Origin of the sequence: Bradyrhizobium ontarionense, assembly GCF_021088345.1 — a bacterium.
GTDB lineage: Bacteria > Pseudomonadota > Alphaproteobacteria > Rhizobiales > Xanthobacteraceae > Bradyrhizobium > Bradyrhizobium ontarionense.
In genome coordinates this window covers 2,143,976-2,157,977 of sequence record NZ_CP088156.1, presented here as the reverse complement: position 1 = coordinate 2,157,977, position 14,002 = coordinate 2,143,976, and the positions used below count along the sequence as shown (strand labels likewise).

General features: G+C 65.5%; 12 protein-coding genes. 7 read left to right on the top strand and 5 right to left on the bottom strand.

Annotated features, from left to right (window positions below; genetic code table 11):
- Positions 1-219: 219 nt before the first annotated feature.
- Together LQG66_RS09825 and LQG66_RS09820 are read right to left on the bottom strand one after the other, a co-directional pair.
- On the bottom strand, positions 220-834 hold the full coding sequence (locus LQG66_RS09825) for a PilZ domain-containing protein (RefSeq protein WP_231325937.1): 615 nt from the start codon (positions 832-834) through the stop codon (positions 220-222).
- Positions 835-1,106: 272 nt separating this feature from the next.
- Positions 1,107-1,664 carry a PAS domain-containing protein gene (locus LQG66_RS09820; RefSeq protein ID WP_231325935.1) on the bottom strand — a complete coding sequence of 186 codons (558 nt, stop codon included), beginning with the start codon at positions 1,662-1,664 and terminating at the stop codon, positions 1,107-1,109.
- Positions 1,665-2,192: 528 nt separating this feature from the next.
- Here LQG66_RS09820 and LQG66_RS09815 point away from each other — a divergent pair.
- Together LQG66_RS09815 and LQG66_RS09810 are read left to right on the top strand one after the other, a co-directional pair.
- Complete coding sequence (locus tag LQG66_RS09815; protein ID WP_231327737.1) at positions 2,193-2,987, top strand: rhomboid family intramembrane serine protease; 795 nt, start codon at positions 2,193-2,195, stop codon at positions 2,985-2,987.
- Positions 2,988-3,259: 272 nt separating this feature from the next.
- On the top strand, positions 3,260-3,688 hold the full coding sequence (locus tag LQG66_RS09810; protein ID WP_231325933.1) for a CBS domain-containing protein: 429 nt from the start codon (positions 3,260-3,262) through the stop codon (positions 3,686-3,688).
- On the opposite strand, the gene LQG66_RS09805 is transcribed toward LQG66_RS09810, so the two are convergent.
- Positions 3,675-4,691, bottom strand: a complete 1,017-nt coding sequence (locus LQG66_RS09805) for a patatin-like phospholipase family protein (RefSeq protein ID WP_231325931.1) — start codon at positions 4,689-4,691, stop codon at positions 3,675-3,677. The two genes, LQG66_RS09810 and LQG66_RS09805, sit on opposite strands and share 14 nt — an antisense overlap.
- Positions 4,692-4,953: 262 nt before the next feature.
- Here LQG66_RS09805 and LQG66_RS09800 point away from each other — a divergent pair, with 262 nt between their 5' ends.
- The 3 genes from LQG66_RS09800 to LQG66_RS09790 all read left to right on the top strand — a co-directional run bounded on the left by LQG66_RS09800 (position 4,954) and on the right by LQG66_RS09790 (position 7,276).
- The gene (locus LQG66_RS09800; protein ID WP_231325929.1) at positions 4,954-6,030 is read left to right on the top strand and encodes a hypothetical protein; all 1,077 of its coding nucleotides are present in this window, start codon (positions 4,954-4,956) and stop codon (positions 6,028-6,030) included.
- A gap of 421 nt (positions 6,031-6,451) precedes the next feature.
- On the top strand, positions 6,452-6,601 hold the full coding sequence (locus LQG66_RS09795; protein ID WP_231325928.1) for an RNA polymerase subunit sigma-70: 150 nt from the start codon (positions 6,452-6,454) through the stop codon (positions 6,599-6,601).
- A 291-nt stretch (positions 6,602-6,892) separates the two neighbouring features.
- Positions 6,893-7,276: a RidA family protein gene (locus LQG66_RS09790; protein WP_425601302.1), complete on the top strand. Its 384-nt coding sequence runs from the start codon at positions 6,893-6,895 to the stop codon at positions 7,274-7,276.
- Between the two features lie 380 nt (positions 7,277-7,656).
- On the opposite strand, the gene LQG66_RS09785 is transcribed toward LQG66_RS09790, so the two are convergent.
- Positions 7,657-8,622 carry an IS110 family RNA-guided transposase gene (locus LQG66_RS09785; RefSeq protein WP_231317673.1) on the bottom strand — a complete coding sequence of 322 codons (966 nt, stop codon included), beginning with the start codon at positions 8,620-8,622 and terminating at the stop codon, positions 7,657-7,659.
- 814 nt (positions 8,623-9,436) lie between these two features.
- Here LQG66_RS09785 and LQG66_RS09780 point away from each other — a divergent pair.
- Positions 9,437-11,908, top strand: coding sequence for a putative bifunctional diguanylate cyclase/phosphodiesterase (locus LQG66_RS09780; RefSeq protein ID WP_231325924.1), 2,472 nt, complete (start codon positions 9,437-9,439; stop codon positions 11,906-11,908).
- A 173-nt stretch (positions 11,909-12,081) separates the two neighbouring features.
- On the opposite strand, the gene LQG66_RS09775 is transcribed toward LQG66_RS09780, so the two are convergent.
- Positions 12,082-12,645, bottom strand: a complete 564-nt coding sequence (locus LQG66_RS09775) for a nitroreductase family protein (protein ID WP_231325922.1) — start codon at positions 12,643-12,645, stop codon at positions 12,082-12,084.
- Positions 12,646-13,004: 359 nt separating this feature from the next.
- Between LQG66_RS09775 and LQG66_RS09770 the strand changes: the two genes are divergently transcribed.
- Complete coding sequence (locus tag LQG66_RS09770) at positions 13,005-13,868, top strand: hypothetical protein (protein WP_231325921.1); 864 nt, start codon at positions 13,005-13,007, stop codon at positions 13,866-13,868.
- Positions 13,869-14,002: the final 134 nt, after the last annotated feature.

Below are 14,002 nucleotides of genomic sequence, written 5' to 3'. Positions count from 1 at the left end.
TCTATTGAATCGAATACGCATAAAATTTGAATCGATCGTGATTGATTCAAATGCGCTGCGTTAATGCGGGAACCGCTGTCGTTGCAGCCTCCAGCGCGGATTCCGCATCGCCCTTTAACCGCGTCGGACGGCACGTGCGATGGCCGAACGCCACACGGCGCCTGCGGTGGCAGGCGCCGTGTACTCCGTGAAGTTGCGGGATATGTGAGGCTGGCGGCTTTACCGCGCGGTAACGCTCTCTTCGAGCGTTTCGGCAAGCTGCGCGTGGGTGAACTCGATGGCGAAGCCGCCTTCGAGGTTCCGCACCACACGTGCCTGCACGCGGCCGAGCAAGACCTGCGATTTCAGCGGCGGCCGGGTCTCGGCCGCGATCGCCGCGCCCGACAGCGACATGTCCATGATGCGGCAGGTCATCTTGGTGCCGTCCTCGAGCGTCAGCACCGCGATCGGGTTGCGCGGAATGATACGGTCGTGGCGGCGGTCCTCCGGCAGGTTGAGGATGTCGCGGTTGGCGAGCCAGGTCAGCTGTGCCGCGAGCTTGTCGCGCTTGCGCGCGGTCGCGCCGATCGTCATCGCGAAGCCGTTGTCGATGATGCGGGTGATCTTGCCCTCGACGCGGCCGATATGGTCGAGATAGGCGATCACGCGGTCACCGACATTGCCGATGCCGGGCGCCAGCAGCGCGAGCCCGCCTGGCGACATGTTGATCACCTGGCAGGGAAATTCACGGCGGTCGGGCAGCATGTAGCGGCCGAGCAGGTGGACCTTGACCCGCTGGAAACGGCGGCGCTCCTCGGCGGCCGGAAGAGAGAGTTTTTTGTTCGGCAACGCCATGTTTCGCCACTCAAAGCCGGCTCTTACAGGGCCGGACGATCCAGCGCTGAAACTACGTCCTGCAGGGTTAATTCAGCGTTATCGCAGCGCCGCGGCCGTTCATGTTGTTCGCGTTTTGCGGGACGCGTGTCATGGACGCGTCGGGTGGGCGAAGGCGCTGCTGTGCTCTCTCCCCACGCCGTGCCCACCATCTTGCCGATGTGTTCGCCGCTCGATGGGGGGCGCGCGACCGCCTGCGGCGGCTGCTTTGCCCACCGGCAGCATCGCTGTAATCAGCGCAGCCCCTCATAGACCATCAGGCCGCGGGCGATCGCGAGCTTGCGCAGCGCGCGCGGCACCATGCGTTCGGCGGGCGGATGGATGTAGCGCCAGGAGACCATCTCGAGCGGGCCCAGCGCGCCCCGCGGCGCCTCGAACGGCGCGAGCAGGCCGGTCAGGCTGATCGGCTCATGCGCGCGCATCGCGAAGGGGAGCAGCAGCAGCTCGAAATGGGCCATCACGCCGTCCGGGGCCAGCGCCTTGACGCCGGCGATTGCCGGCAGCGTCTCCTCGCAGACCACGGTCGTGATCTCCTCGATCTCGCGGCGGCTCGCGGCGGCAAAATGTGCCGGAAAACTCTTGTCCTTGACGTCGCCGCCGAGCAGGGCGCACAGCCGCGTGCCGGCCATGCGGAACGGAAAGCCGCTGTCGGCATCGCAGGACAACACGAAGATATCGCCGAGCAGCTCACGCACGGCCGACGGCTCGATGTCGCTGCGCTCCGGCGCCTTGGCATGGCCGCGCCGATCGTTCCAATAGGCGAAGAACTCGCGATTGGACGGATGTTTCATCTCTCGGACCCCTCGCGCCCTCGACGTTCCCGGGACATCGCTGTCCCGCTTTCGTCCAGGCGCCTCCCTGGTTTGTTGTGCAGGAGGGGCTGTGCAGCGTCCATGCCGATGGTGCGATTGTGCCTGCTTTCCCCCGGCCTTCCGCGCGTTAAGGTTAAATTAACGATGAACTTGGCAGCGGCGCTGATGTCGTTAAGTTTGCGTTCATCAGTTCGCGGCCGGACGGTGGAAGGTCCGCCGCGACACGATGAAGGACACGAGGCGGCGTCAAACAAGTCCGGTCGTCGCGACGGGGAGGGGTGGGGGACAAACCCCGGGCTCTCCGACGCGGATAAGACCGGTGGATCTCGCGAGGGAGGGTTTTCTCAGAACCCTCCCTCCTTTCTTCTCAGATCCCGTTTCTTCTCAGATCCCGCGCCATTTCAGTCCACCGGACCGCCCATCAACTCTGCATGTGTGCGCTTGCGCCGGTGCAGCAAAGCCGCCTATCTGACGGGTCTGTTCCTCTCGTCGAAAGCGTTCGGCCCCTTGGATTCTCCGTCAGACCCCACGCCAGATCCGCAGCCGGAGACGCCGCGGGAACCGATCCTGAACCTGCCGGGTGTGCTGTCGGCCTATGTCCTGCTGATCGCGGCGATCCATCTGCGTGTGCTGCTGCCGGACGATTGGGACGGCTGGATCATCGACATGTTCGCCTTCGTCCCGAAACGGTACGACTCCACCCTGATGGACGGCGCCTTTCCCGGCGGCACGCCGGCCAAGATCTGGACCTTCGTCAGCTATTCGCTGCTGCATGCCAATCTGACGCATATCGGCTTCAACGTGCTGTGGCTGCTGCCGTTCGGCAGCGCGCTCGCCCGCCGCTTCGGCTCGCTGCGCTTCCTCCTGTTCCTGGCGGTCACGGCGGCCGCCGGCGCGCTGGCGCATCTCGTCACCCACGAGCACGCCCTGGCGCCGATGATCGGCGCATCGGCCTCGGTGTCCGGCACCATGGCGGCGGCGATGCGATTCGCGTTCGTGAAGGGCAGCTTCCTGTCGTTCAGCCGCGGCGACGCCGATACGGCGGCCAAGGTGCCGGCCCTGTCGCTCGCGCGTGCGCTGCGCAATCCGCGCGTGCTCAGCTTCCTTGCGGTGTGGTTCGGCGTCAACATCGTGTTTGGCGTGGGAGACCTCACGCCCGGCGCCGACGGCGCCAACGTGGCCTGGCAGGCCCATATCGGCGGCTTCATCGCCGGCCTCATCCTGTTCCCGCTGTTCGATCCGATCCCGCATGTGCGGGATGATGCTGCACCTGCGTTGCGTTCCGACGCGACAGACAGTTAGTTGCCGCGATCCTCCGCTTGCGAGCGCGCGTGATTTCATTCATCATTTGCAGCAATGCAACCGGGGTACGCCCCCCGCGCGAAACAACGGCAGGCTCTTTCCGTTGATGCATGCCTGCCGATGGCACCGTAACCAGAACGCAATGTAACCAGAACGCAACCAGTGCGGTGCCCGACTGTTGATTGAAGACTTGCTTGACCGAAACTGCTGGAAGCATCGGCCGCAAGGACGCCCGCTCAAGAAGGCGTAACGGCCTCTCAAGGAGACGAGCCATGACAGTACGTGCGATCCTCGACGTCAAGGGCCATCAGGTCGAGAGCGTCGAGCCCGAGACCACACTCGCCGAAGCCGCCAAGCTGCTCGCCAACCGCAAGATCGGTGCGGTTCTGGTGATGTCGGGAACGCGGATGGAGGGCATCCTTTCCGAGCGCGACATCGTGCGTTCGCTCGGCGAGCGCGGTGCCGGGGTTCTCACCGAGCCGGTGTCGGGCGTCATGACGCGCCGCGTCGTGAACTGCAAGCCGCAGGACACCGTCGCTTCGATCATGGAAATGATGACCAACGGCAAGTTCCGGCACCTGCCCGTGATCGAAGGCGGCGTCGTCGTCGGCCTGATCTCGATCGGCGACGTCGTGAAGTGGCGCGTCCAGGAATACGAGAACGAGCAGGAAGCCCTGCGTCAGTACATCAAGACGGCGTAGGCCCGCCGCCGTTCGGCGCAACCGCGCCGATCGCGTCCTGGATCGAATCCAGCGCACGTTCGGCCGCCTTCGTGCCGAACGCGATCAGATCGGCTGCGCGGTGGAAGTCGAACCAGCCGATCTGTCCGACCCGCGGCGAGATCAAGAGATCGGGAGGATCGCCCGCGAGCCGCGCGCGGGTGATGCGGTCCTGCATGATGTTGAAGGCGTCGACCATGACCGAGGAGATGCCCGGCCGGCCGCCGCCGCCGAAGAACTGCCGCTTCACGGCGCGCTCGGGCGAGAACAGCTTGCCGAAGCGGCGCTTCGGCGGCGTGCTCTCCATCACCGTCTCCGGCACCTCGACCGGCTGGCCATGGGAATAGATCGTCGTCGAATGCGTGAAGACGTCGCTCGACAGGTTGGCGGCGATCACGATCTCGGCGCCAAGCGCGCGCGCCGCCGACACCGGCACCGGATTGACCATGGCGCCATCGACCAGCCAGCGGTCGCCGATCAGCACCGGCGCGAAGATGCCGGGCAGGGCGTAGGAGGCGCGCATCGCGTCGACCAGACTGCCATGGGTCAGCCAGATCTCGTGCCCGGTGCGGATCTCGGTCGCCACGGTGGCGACCTTCATCGGCAGCTCCTCGATGGTGACGCGGCCGAGCGAGGCTTCGAGCTGGGCCGCGAGCTTCTCGCCGCCGATCAGGCCGGAGCCGTTCAGGCGGATGTCGAGATAGCCGAGGATGTTGCGCATCTGCAGGCTGCGCGCCCATTCCTCCAACGTATCGAGCTGGCCGGCCGCATAGGCGCCGCCGACCACGGCGCCGATCGAGGTGCCGACGACCACGTCGGGCACGATGCCGTGCGCCATCAAGGTCCGGATCACGCCGATATGGGCGAAGCCGCGTGCCGCGCCGCCCCCGAGCGCAAGGCCGATGACCGGCTTGCGGATCGTGCCGAGACCGATATCGGCGCTTTCGGCCCCGCTCTGGCGGCGTCCCTTCAACATGTCCAGCACTGTGGTCTCCACGCCTACGCAAACTGTGTGCAACGAGTCGGCAACGGACTCATGACGCACCTCAAACTTACCAGAAGCATCCTTTATGCCGGCTGACCGGGGCATCAGATGCCGCCGATTTGAAGTTCCCGCAACTCGGGCGATCGCGGCGGCTGGCCCCTTGGTGCGAGCCTGCGACCAAGCCGCGCGGCCTGGGCTGCGGTTCCCCGGCTGGTTCAGTAGAGGCTTGAATTCGCCGCGTTTTCGGTCAAAAGCAGGGACGATGACGACAGGTCGCGGGTTCACCAGATTCCGGCGCAGCGGGCGGCTATGGCTTGTGCCCGTTTTGTCGTGCCTGCTCGCCGGGCTCGCTGTCTCTCCGGCCGCCGCCCAGCTGTTCAGCGATCGTCCGCCCCCGGTTCCGCCGGCTGCGGTGCCTGATCCCGGCGCCGCCGTCAGCCTGGCCCCGCCCTCCGGCCCGGGGGCTGGCCCCATCCTGCCACCCGCGCCGCAGGCGTTGCCGGGACCGCCGGTCGCGGCGATTCCGCCAGGGGCGCCCGCCGCCATCCCCCCCATTGCCGCTCCGCCGGCGGCTGCACCCAATCAGGGCGTGCTGTCGCTCTCGGCGCGCTACGGCAAGGATCTGCCGGGCATCAATGGCGGCCTGGTCTGGCGCGTGTTTGCCGATCGGCCCGACGAGACCGGCACCTTCAAGATGCTGCGCGAGGACCGCGGCGCGACGCCGAACATCGTGCTGCCGCCCGGCAACTACGTCGTGCACGTGGCGCTCGGGCTCGTCAGCGCGGTCCGGTCAGTGAACCTGAAGGCGGAAACCGATCGCGAGGCCTTCCTGCTGCCGGCCGGCGGTCTGCGCCTCGAGGGCCGGGTCGGCGCCAGCAAGATCCCGCAGAACCAGATCTCGTTCTCGATCTACAAGGGCAGCCAGTTCGACGGCCGCGAGCGGCCGCCGGTGGTGCCGAACGTCGCCGTCGGCGACGTGCTGATGCTCCCCGAGGGCACCTATTACATCGTCTCGAACTATGGCGACGCCAACGCCGTGGTGCGCTCCGACATCCGCGTCCAGGCCAGCAAGCTGACCGACGTCACCGTCACCCATCGCGCCGCGGTCATCACCCTGAAGCTCGTGACCGACAAGGGTGGCGAGGCGCTCGCCAACACCGCCTGGTCGGTCATCAACCCCGGCGGCGACGTGATCAAGGAATCGATCGGCGCGTTCCCGAAGGTCGTGCTCTCCGAAGGCGACTACCGCGCCATCGCCAAGAACGAGGGCAAGGTGTTCGAGCGCTCCTTCAGCGTCGTCAACGGCGTCGACGGCGAGGTCGAAGTGCTCGCGCGTTGAGCGGCGGCTCGCTCGCGTGATGTCCTCCTAGCCCCGGTGAACGCCAGCGCCACCCGCCGGGGAATCGTCCTGCGAGTAGCGCCGCTGATGCGGGGCGTCAGCGCTCTCCACGCCGTCATTCCGGGGCGTTCGCGCGCAAAATGGCGCAGCCATTTTGGAGCAGCGCGAATGAGCCCGGAATCCATAATCACAGGCGCTAATTGGTTCGATGAAAAGCGCCATGCGCAATCCGCTTCGCCTTGACCGGCAGTGGCTATGGATTCCGGGCTCGCTCTGCGCTCGAGGCCGACTGGCGTCGGCCTCGGCTCCGCGCGCCCCGGAATGACGCAGAGAGGTTCCGCCCGGCAAGCAACCGTCCCCGACTCCAGCAGGAGTCCGACTCTTCTCCCCATCTATGAAGACCATTCATCGGGAGAGCCACATGCGCGTGTCCGACATCATCCGCCGCGCCGTCGAGATCGGCGAACGCAAGGGCTGGATCACGTTCGACGAGCTGAATGAGCTTTGCCATGGCAGCAAGGTCGAGCCTGAGGACATTGAGCTTGTCATCAATGCCCCTCAGCGACGCTGACATTCGCCTCGAGGACGAGTGACGCTTATGGAGAGAGCAGCCCGGGTCAGCGCGGCGATACCCGGGAGACGGTCCGGCATGCCGCTTCGCCCCCGGGGCGACCGCCACCATAACTCAATAGTTCGGAGGAGCCATCCTGTGAGTTGCTCGTCATGGAGCGCTCGGCTCACATTACGACTATGCGCCAGAAGCATCACGCGGGTCTGCATGACGGCATCTTGTTGACGAAGCGCAGCAGCCTCCACTAACATTGATCGTATCACCTTCCCATTCTCGATCAGGATGAGAGCCGTGCGCGCATTGTCTCCGTCATCGATTCTGCCGCCGTTGGCGCGATACAGTCATGGGATGGCCGTGCCGGCCGACCACCGACTGGTGTTCACTGCAGGGCAACTCGGCGTCGGACCTGACGGGCGCATTCCCGAGGATAGTGAGGCGCAGGCCGATCTCTGCTTCGCAAACATTGCTGCCATCCTGGCCGAAGATGGCATGACGCTGGCGAACGTCGTCCGCCTCAGCGTCTATGTCACGGCGCGTGAGCACATGCCGGGCTACAGGCAGTCACGCGACCGGCACTTTTCCGGAACGCCTCCAACGACGACGCTGATCGTGGTGGCCGGCTTGGTCCGTCCGGAATTCGTCATCGAGATTGAAGCCATCGCGGCCGCGTCCTAGCCTCTTGGCCCGCGGGTTGCGGTTGTCGCATTGACGGCTCAGCGAGCGTAGCGCGGGTGAGCGCAGCGAGGCCCAGGATAACGTCCCGCATTCTGCTGCGCTCATGCGGGCGGCTTGCCAACTCGTACGCCTTTGCCCGACGGGTTAATTTGTCGCAGTTATTAGTCCTTGCGCCGTCGGGCAAATCAGGTCGATCTTTCTGCCCATCCCGCCTCGAGATGAGCAACTGTGCTGAGAGGTAGGCCGGCGAACGGCCGGCCTCAAGGCTGGCGCGAGACGCGCCCCCGCCTTCGGCGGCTGAAGGCCTTGACCCCGTCCGCTCGCCGTCCTGAGGACTTGGCATGCGCTCGGTCGTGGACCGAGCGCGGTAGAGCGCTCGATCAGCTCACCGCGGTCCGTAGCGGCTTGGGATTCCACCTCTCACCGCGAGCGATCATCGTGTTGAGGATGATGATCAGCTTGCGCATGCATGCGATGAGCGCCACTTTTGGCTCCTTGCCCTTGGCGATGAGGCGCTCATAGTAGGCGCTGAGCACCGGATTGTGTTGCGTCGCTGCGCCGAGGCAGGGAAGGAACAGGCCGTTTCTCACCCAACGTCGTCCGCCCTTGATGTGACGCTCGCCGCGGCGCTTGCCGCTGTCGTCGTCATAAGGGGCAACGCCGATCAGGGCAGCGGCGATCCTGTCACTCACCTTGCCGAGCTCCGGCGCTCCTGCAATGAGAAGCGCGGAGGTCGTGCCGGCAAGCCCCGGCACACTTTCGATGATCTTGGCGCGCTCGGCAAATTCCGGTGTCGCCTTGACCTTGGCGGAGATCGCAGCCTCGAGCTTTGCAATCTGGGCCGCGAGCATCTTCAACACCTGGGAATGGGCCTTCTGCGCCAATCCCGGTACAACATGCTCGTTCTGGTTCTGCAAACGGGTTTTCAGATCCATCAGGTTCTTGCGCGCTTTCACCAGCCCCGCCAGTTCCTCGCGTGCAGCATCGTAGGTCTGGCTCGGTGCCTCGTCGAACGTCTCGGCGAACCAGGCGATCATCTCTGCGTCGATCGTATCGTTCTTCGCCAGTCGACCCGCCGACAAGGCGAAGCTGCGAACCCGTTTGGGATCAACGATCCGCACCTCTATCCCCGCCTCGCGCAGCGCCTTGGCCCATTCGCGCTCATAGCCGCCGCTGGCCTCCATGACGGCCTTTGTCACCTTGTGCTTGCGAAGCAAGGCCATGAGCTGGCGGTGCCCGTGCGAACTGCTCGGGAACGTCTGCCGTAAGCCGAGCTTGCGAATGCAGCCGTCGACCTTGTCCTTGGCGACATCGATGCCAGCGACACCGTTTACGATTTGTGTCATCATCCACTCCCTTCCTTGCCTTGTATGGGCTCGAAGCCCTTGCAACTGTTCGGGTTGAGGAAGATCACCGGAGCTGTCCCTCGCTCTGATACAGGCTCTGCCGCGTTTGGGGCGTAACGGGCTCAGATCCAGCGACGGGCGGTTTTGCGAGAACCGCCCGTTCGCGCATTCTGGCAGACTTTCTGAACACAAGGGGCGTATCGCGGTCGTCACGACACGCGGGGCGGGGAGCGGTGGGCGTGTTGGATTGCAGCGCGAGGTCTCCTTGCGCCGACGAACAATTCGGCACGCACGGTCAAGTCGCGCGGTCCTGACATCCCGATGCTGATTGTCAACCTCGGATCGACGCTCGCGCGTCGTGCGGGGGATGGTGGCCAGAAAGCCCGGTGCACCAGGGAGAACGCGAAGCAGCCGTTCAGCCATCGCGTAGGGAGGGCCGGGTCGTCCGGCTGAACCTGTGGTACCTGCCGCCTGCATTTTTTTCGCAGGCGGGCCACGGGCCTCAGTCGAGGTCCGGTCCTCCCTGCGCCCTCTATTCGAAGAGGGCGGTTCAGTCAGCAAGACTCGGGCAGATCTTGTCGCGAGATCGCGAGCTCACATCCGCATCAATGCCGTAGCCGCCGCGTGTTGCGACATCGACCATGAACGTGAAGCGATGCTGTCACAGTCGCTAATGCGCGATAACCATGGAACCACTTAAAACTGTCACAATTGGTGCGCGCGAGGCGCGAAGCCTATCAATTTACAGCTCGTTAAAGCCGCGTCTGCTTCAGATACCGCTGGGACCGACAGGGTGGCGATTGAGTAGAAAATGATGAGTGCTGCGAAGAACAAGGCGTCAACGACGATCAGCAGCGATCTCTTTGACGACATTCCGGTGCTCAGGCGCAAATGGCAGGCGGCGTTGAAGCCCGGCCAGCGCCTGCCGCGTTACGAAGACGTGATGCTGGGCAGCCTCGGCCGTCTCGCCGACCATATCGCGGTGCTCAACAACGAGGATGGCCGCCTGGAGATTTCGCGCAGCGGCCGCTACGTCCAGCAATGGCTGCAGGACGAGCGCTGGGACATTGCGCTCGAAGCCGTGTCGCCGGACTGCGCCACCGTGCTGGTGGAGGCTGCCAATTGTGCGCTTGCCAGTGGCGAGCCTTACCTCGCCAGCGGGCATTGCGTGCGCGACGGCATGGTTCGCACCTACGACGTTCTGGCGCTGCCGACCAACTCGCGTTGGGGCAGCACGCTCGTCGGCACGTATGTCAACGAGCGCGCGACGCAGTACAATCTGCTCGATGCGATCTTCTCGACGACGGATGACGGCGTCGTCTCGCTCGCGACCATCCGCGACAGCGCGGGTGCGCCGAGCGACTTTCAGGTCGTTCACCACAACCATGCTGCGGCCGAGTTGCTCAGATTGCCGACTGCGACGCTGCAATGGCATCGGCTCAAGCAGGGCGGCAACATGCTGTGCACGCCCGAGGTGATGGCGCGACTGTTCAAGGTGGTGGTTGACGGCGAACGCGATCAGTTCGAGTTCGACTGTGACGACCGCAGCCTGCGACTCGGCGCCCATGCGTTCGGTGACATCGTCTCGCTGACCATCTCCGACGTCACGGCGCTGAAGCGGCGTGAAGCGTCGTTCCGGCTGCTGTTCGATGCCAATCCGGTGCCGATGTGCATCCTCGACAGGAAGACGGCTCAGTTTCTCAACGTCAACGATGCGCTGGTGAGGCACTATGGCTACGGCCGCGCGGATTTCCTGCGCAAGAGCGTCTGGGACCTGTGGCCGCCGGGCGAATGGGAGACGCTCGATGACGCGCTGTTGCGCCTTGCCGACGGCGATCAGTTCAACCGCGACTGGCGCCATCGCAAGGCCGACGGCAGCGAGATCGAGGTGCTGACCTACGGACGCGAGATCGCGTTCGATGGTCGCGACGGCGTGCTGGTGGCCATCGTCGACATCACCGAGCGCCGCCGCGCCGAGGCGCGCATCGCCTATATGGCACATCATGACGGCCTCACGGGCCTGCCGAACCGCGAGTTCTTTCAGCAGCGCCTCACGCAGGAGCTCGATGGCGCCGCGTCGGATGCCAAGCGCATCGCGGTGATGTGCATCGACCTCGACCTGTTCAAGACCGTCAACGATTCGTTCGGCCACCCGATGGGTGACCGCCTGCTGCAGGCTGTCGCGGGCCGGCTCAGGCAGCAGATGCATGGCGGCCATCTTGCGGCGCGGCTGGGCGGCGACGAGTTCGCCGTGATCCTCGGCCACACCGGCGCGAAGGACGCGAGCGAGTGCGCCGGCCGTCTGATCGCGGCGCTCAGCGCCCCCTATGATATCGACGGCAACGAGCTGGTGATCGGCGCCTCGATCGGCATTGCGCTCTCTCCGGGCGACGGCGCGAGCTGCGAGGAGCTGATGAAGAACGCCGACATGGCGCTCTACCGCGCCAAGCGGGACCGCGGCCGCGTGCATCGCTTCTTCGAGAAGGAGATGGATCTCCAGGCGCAGAAGCGTCGCGATATGGAGCATGACCTGCGTCGTGCCTTCGCGCAGTCTGAGTTCGAGTTGCACTACCAGCCGCTGGTCGACGTCGCCACCAATGCCATCGCCGGCTTCGAATGCCTGCTTCGCTGGCGTCATCCGGACAAGGGTATGATCTCGCCGGCCGACTTCATCCCCGTCGCCGAGGATATCGGGCTGATCGTGCCGCTCGGGGAATGGGTTCTGCGCGAAGCCTGTCATGAAGCTGCGAAATGGCCCGACGGCATCAAGCTCGCCGTGAACCTCTCGGCGGCGCAGTTTCGCAGCCGCAACCTGGTGCAGGTGGTGGTCCAGGCGCTGGCGCAGTCGGCGCTGGCGCCGGAGCGGCTCGAGCTGGAGATCACCGAGTCGATCCTGCTGGCCGAGACCGAGGCCAATCTCGCGACCTTGCATCAGCTGCGGCGGCTTGGCATCCGCATCTCGATGGACGATTTCGGCACCGGCTATTCCAGCCTGAGCTATCTGCGCAGCTTCCCGTTCGACAAGATCAAGATCGACCGCTCTTTCGTGAAGGATGTGACGCAGCGCTCTGACTGCGTCGCCATCGTCCGCGCGATTTCGGGGCTCGGGAGGAGTCTCAACATCACGACCACGGCCGAAGGTGTCGAGACCGCCGAACAGCTCGACTGGCTGCGCGCTGAAGGCTGCAACCAGGTCCAGGGCTTCCTGTTCAGCGCGGCGCGGCCGCCCTCCGAGATCGCCGATCTGCTGGCGCGGTTCGGCACGCGACCGTCGAAGGCGGCGTGAGGATGGGGCGCGTAGGGTGGGCAAAGCAGCCGCCGCAAGGCGGCAGCGTGCCCACCGTCGGGCCGCCTATTCCGCTGCCAGACGGTGGGCACGGCGCCACCGCGATCTCGCACGGGGCAGACAGCAGGGCGCGCGCCTTTGCCCACCCTACACGACCGCTCCTACGAGCGCGCTCAGAACCTCGTCACGATATCCGCCAGCGCCGGGCGCGGGCGGTCCTCGCTCGGCCTGGTCGGCTTGCCGATGTGAATGAGGCCGGCGAGCTTCTCCTCCGGCTTCAGCCCGAGCCCGTCGAGCACGTCGCGATCGAACATGAACCAGCCGGACAGCCAGCAGGCGCCGTAACCCAATGCAGTGGCGGCGGTGAGGATGTTCATCGCGCTCGCCCCGGCCGACAGCTCCTGCTCATAGGCCGGCACCTTGGGGTGCGGCTTGGTGAAGCTGACAAGCCCAATCACGAGCGGTGCCTCGGCGAAGCGCCTCTTCTCGACCTCGATATCAGCCGCGCTCGCCTGTGGGTTCTTCCCAGCGAACACGGCGGCGATGACCTCGCCGGCGCGCAGGCGGGCCTCGCCCTCGAACACGATGAAGCGCCAGGGCGCGAGCTTGCCGTGGTCGGGCACGCGGGCGCCGATGGTCAGGATGGTGTCGAGCTCGGCGGGGGAGGGGCCGGGGCCGCTCATCTCGCGCGGCTTCACGGAACGGCGGGTCTTCAGGAGTTCAAGGGCGTCGGGCACGTGGCGGGGTCTCTTTGGCTGGATGGGCGAGAGATAGCATGCGGGTCCGCCTGCAACGAGGGTGGGCCACGGCGTTTTGATCGGTTCTATGGCCCGGCCGGGGCCGTATGGCAGGCGCGTCGCTGGCACAGCGTTTGCGCGCGTGCCGTGTGCAGCTTCGCGCTTTGCGACGCTGGGATGGGACGCCGGCTGCGGCCATGTGTCCGAACCTCGCTTTCGTGGGAGAATTGTCGAACCTTGGGTGGACCGGTAAAAACATAATGCTGAGATCACCGCGGGGGGCTGCTCCAAGTGCAAGTTCTGCCTTGCAGATGAACGTGCCGATACCGACACCTGACGCCGTTATCCGGCTGCGCCGAATGCCGGGCTTTGTCATGGCGATGCGGGCCTCGACCTCGTCCGCGGTCAGGCTGTACCGCGGTGACCGCATCCTGAATGCGTTGTTGAGTGACCGGGCCAGGGCGCTGCTTCCGCATGTCGCGCTGTATCTGCACTTTGCCGGGGAGCGCGAAGGCGAGCTTGGACTCACCGTCGGCGCCATGAAGGACATGTGTGTGCAGCTCGACCTGTGCAGCCGCGGACGCTGCGAGGCCATGCTCGCCTTGATGCGCGCAGTCGGGCTGGTGGCCTCGGTCTCCAATCCGGACCGGCGACGGCGGCCGCTGGCGCCGACTGACCGACTGATCGCCCTGCATCGCGACCGCTGGGGCGGGCAGTTCGACGCAATGAGCGCGGTGCTTCCGGCTGCCGTGGCCTATCGTGCCGCGCTGAACGATCCCGCCTTCGTCAAGAGCTTCGTGCTCGAGCTCGGCCGCCGCTTCATCGCGGGCTTAAGGGTGCTCGACGGTGCGCCCGAGCTGGAGCCGTTTGCCGAGCGCACGGCCGGCATGGTGATCCTGTTCAGCCTGGCCCAAAGCGCCGGGCCGGATCAGCCGTTCCCGCCCGATGGTCCCGTGCCGCTCTCCATCAACGGTCTCGCGACGCGCTTCTCGGTGTCGCGCAAGCATGTGCTGACGCTGCTGCGCGACGCCGAGCAGCAGGGGCTTCTGGCTCGCGGCGGCACCGGGAACGACGCCATCACCATCCTGCCAAGGGGACGCGAGGCGATCGAGCGGATGCTCGCGACGATGTTTCTTTATTTGGCCGAATGTGCCGAGGTCGCGCTGCAGGCGGCCGACGAAGAGGGGAGAGCGATGGATGCTGTGGCCAGCCTGTCGGCCTAACGGAGGGCAGCGGGCGGCTCGCTTGGGAGCAAGATGTTTCCGCGCGTCATTGCGAGCGCAGCGAAGCAATCCAGAATCTCTCCGGAGAGACAGTCTGGATTGCGTCGCTTCGCTCGCAATGACGAGGAGAGAGG

What these genes read in the sequence shown, in the direction of transcription:
- LQG66_RS09825 (WP_231325937.1), bottom strand. Translation starts at nt 834, where the DNA reads ATGGCGTTGCCGAACAAAAAACTCTCTCTTCCGGCCGCCGAGGAGCGC.
- LQG66_RS09820 (WP_231325935.1), bottom strand. Translation starts at nt 1,664, where the DNA reads ATGAAACATCCGTCCAATCGCGAGTTCTTCGCCTATTGGAACGATCGG.
- LQG66_RS09810 (WP_231325933.1), top strand. Translation starts at nt 3,260, where the DNA reads ATGACAGTACGTGCGATCCTCGACGTCAAGGGCCATCAGGTCGAGAGC.
- LQG66_RS09770 (WP_231325921.1), top strand. Translation starts at nt 13,005, where the DNA reads ATGCCGGGCTTTGTCATGGCGATGCGGGCCTCGACCTCGTCCGCGGTC.
- LQG66_RS09785 (WP_231317673.1), bottom strand. Translation starts at nt 8,622, where the DNA reads ATGACACAAATCGTAAACGGTGTCGCTGGCATCGATGTCGCCAAGGAC.
- LQG66_RS09780 (WP_231325924.1), top strand. Translation starts at nt 9,437, where the DNA reads ATGAGTGCTGCGAAGAACAAGGCGTCAACGACGATCAGCAGCGATCTC.
- LQG66_RS09800 (WP_231325929.1), top strand. Translation starts at nt 4,954, where the DNA reads ATGACGACAGGTCGCGGGTTCACCAGATTCCGGCGCAGCGGGCGGCTA.
- LQG66_RS09795 (WP_231325928.1), top strand. Translation starts at nt 6,452, where the DNA reads ATGCGCGTGTCCGACATCATCCGCCGCGCCGTCGAGATCGGCGAACGC.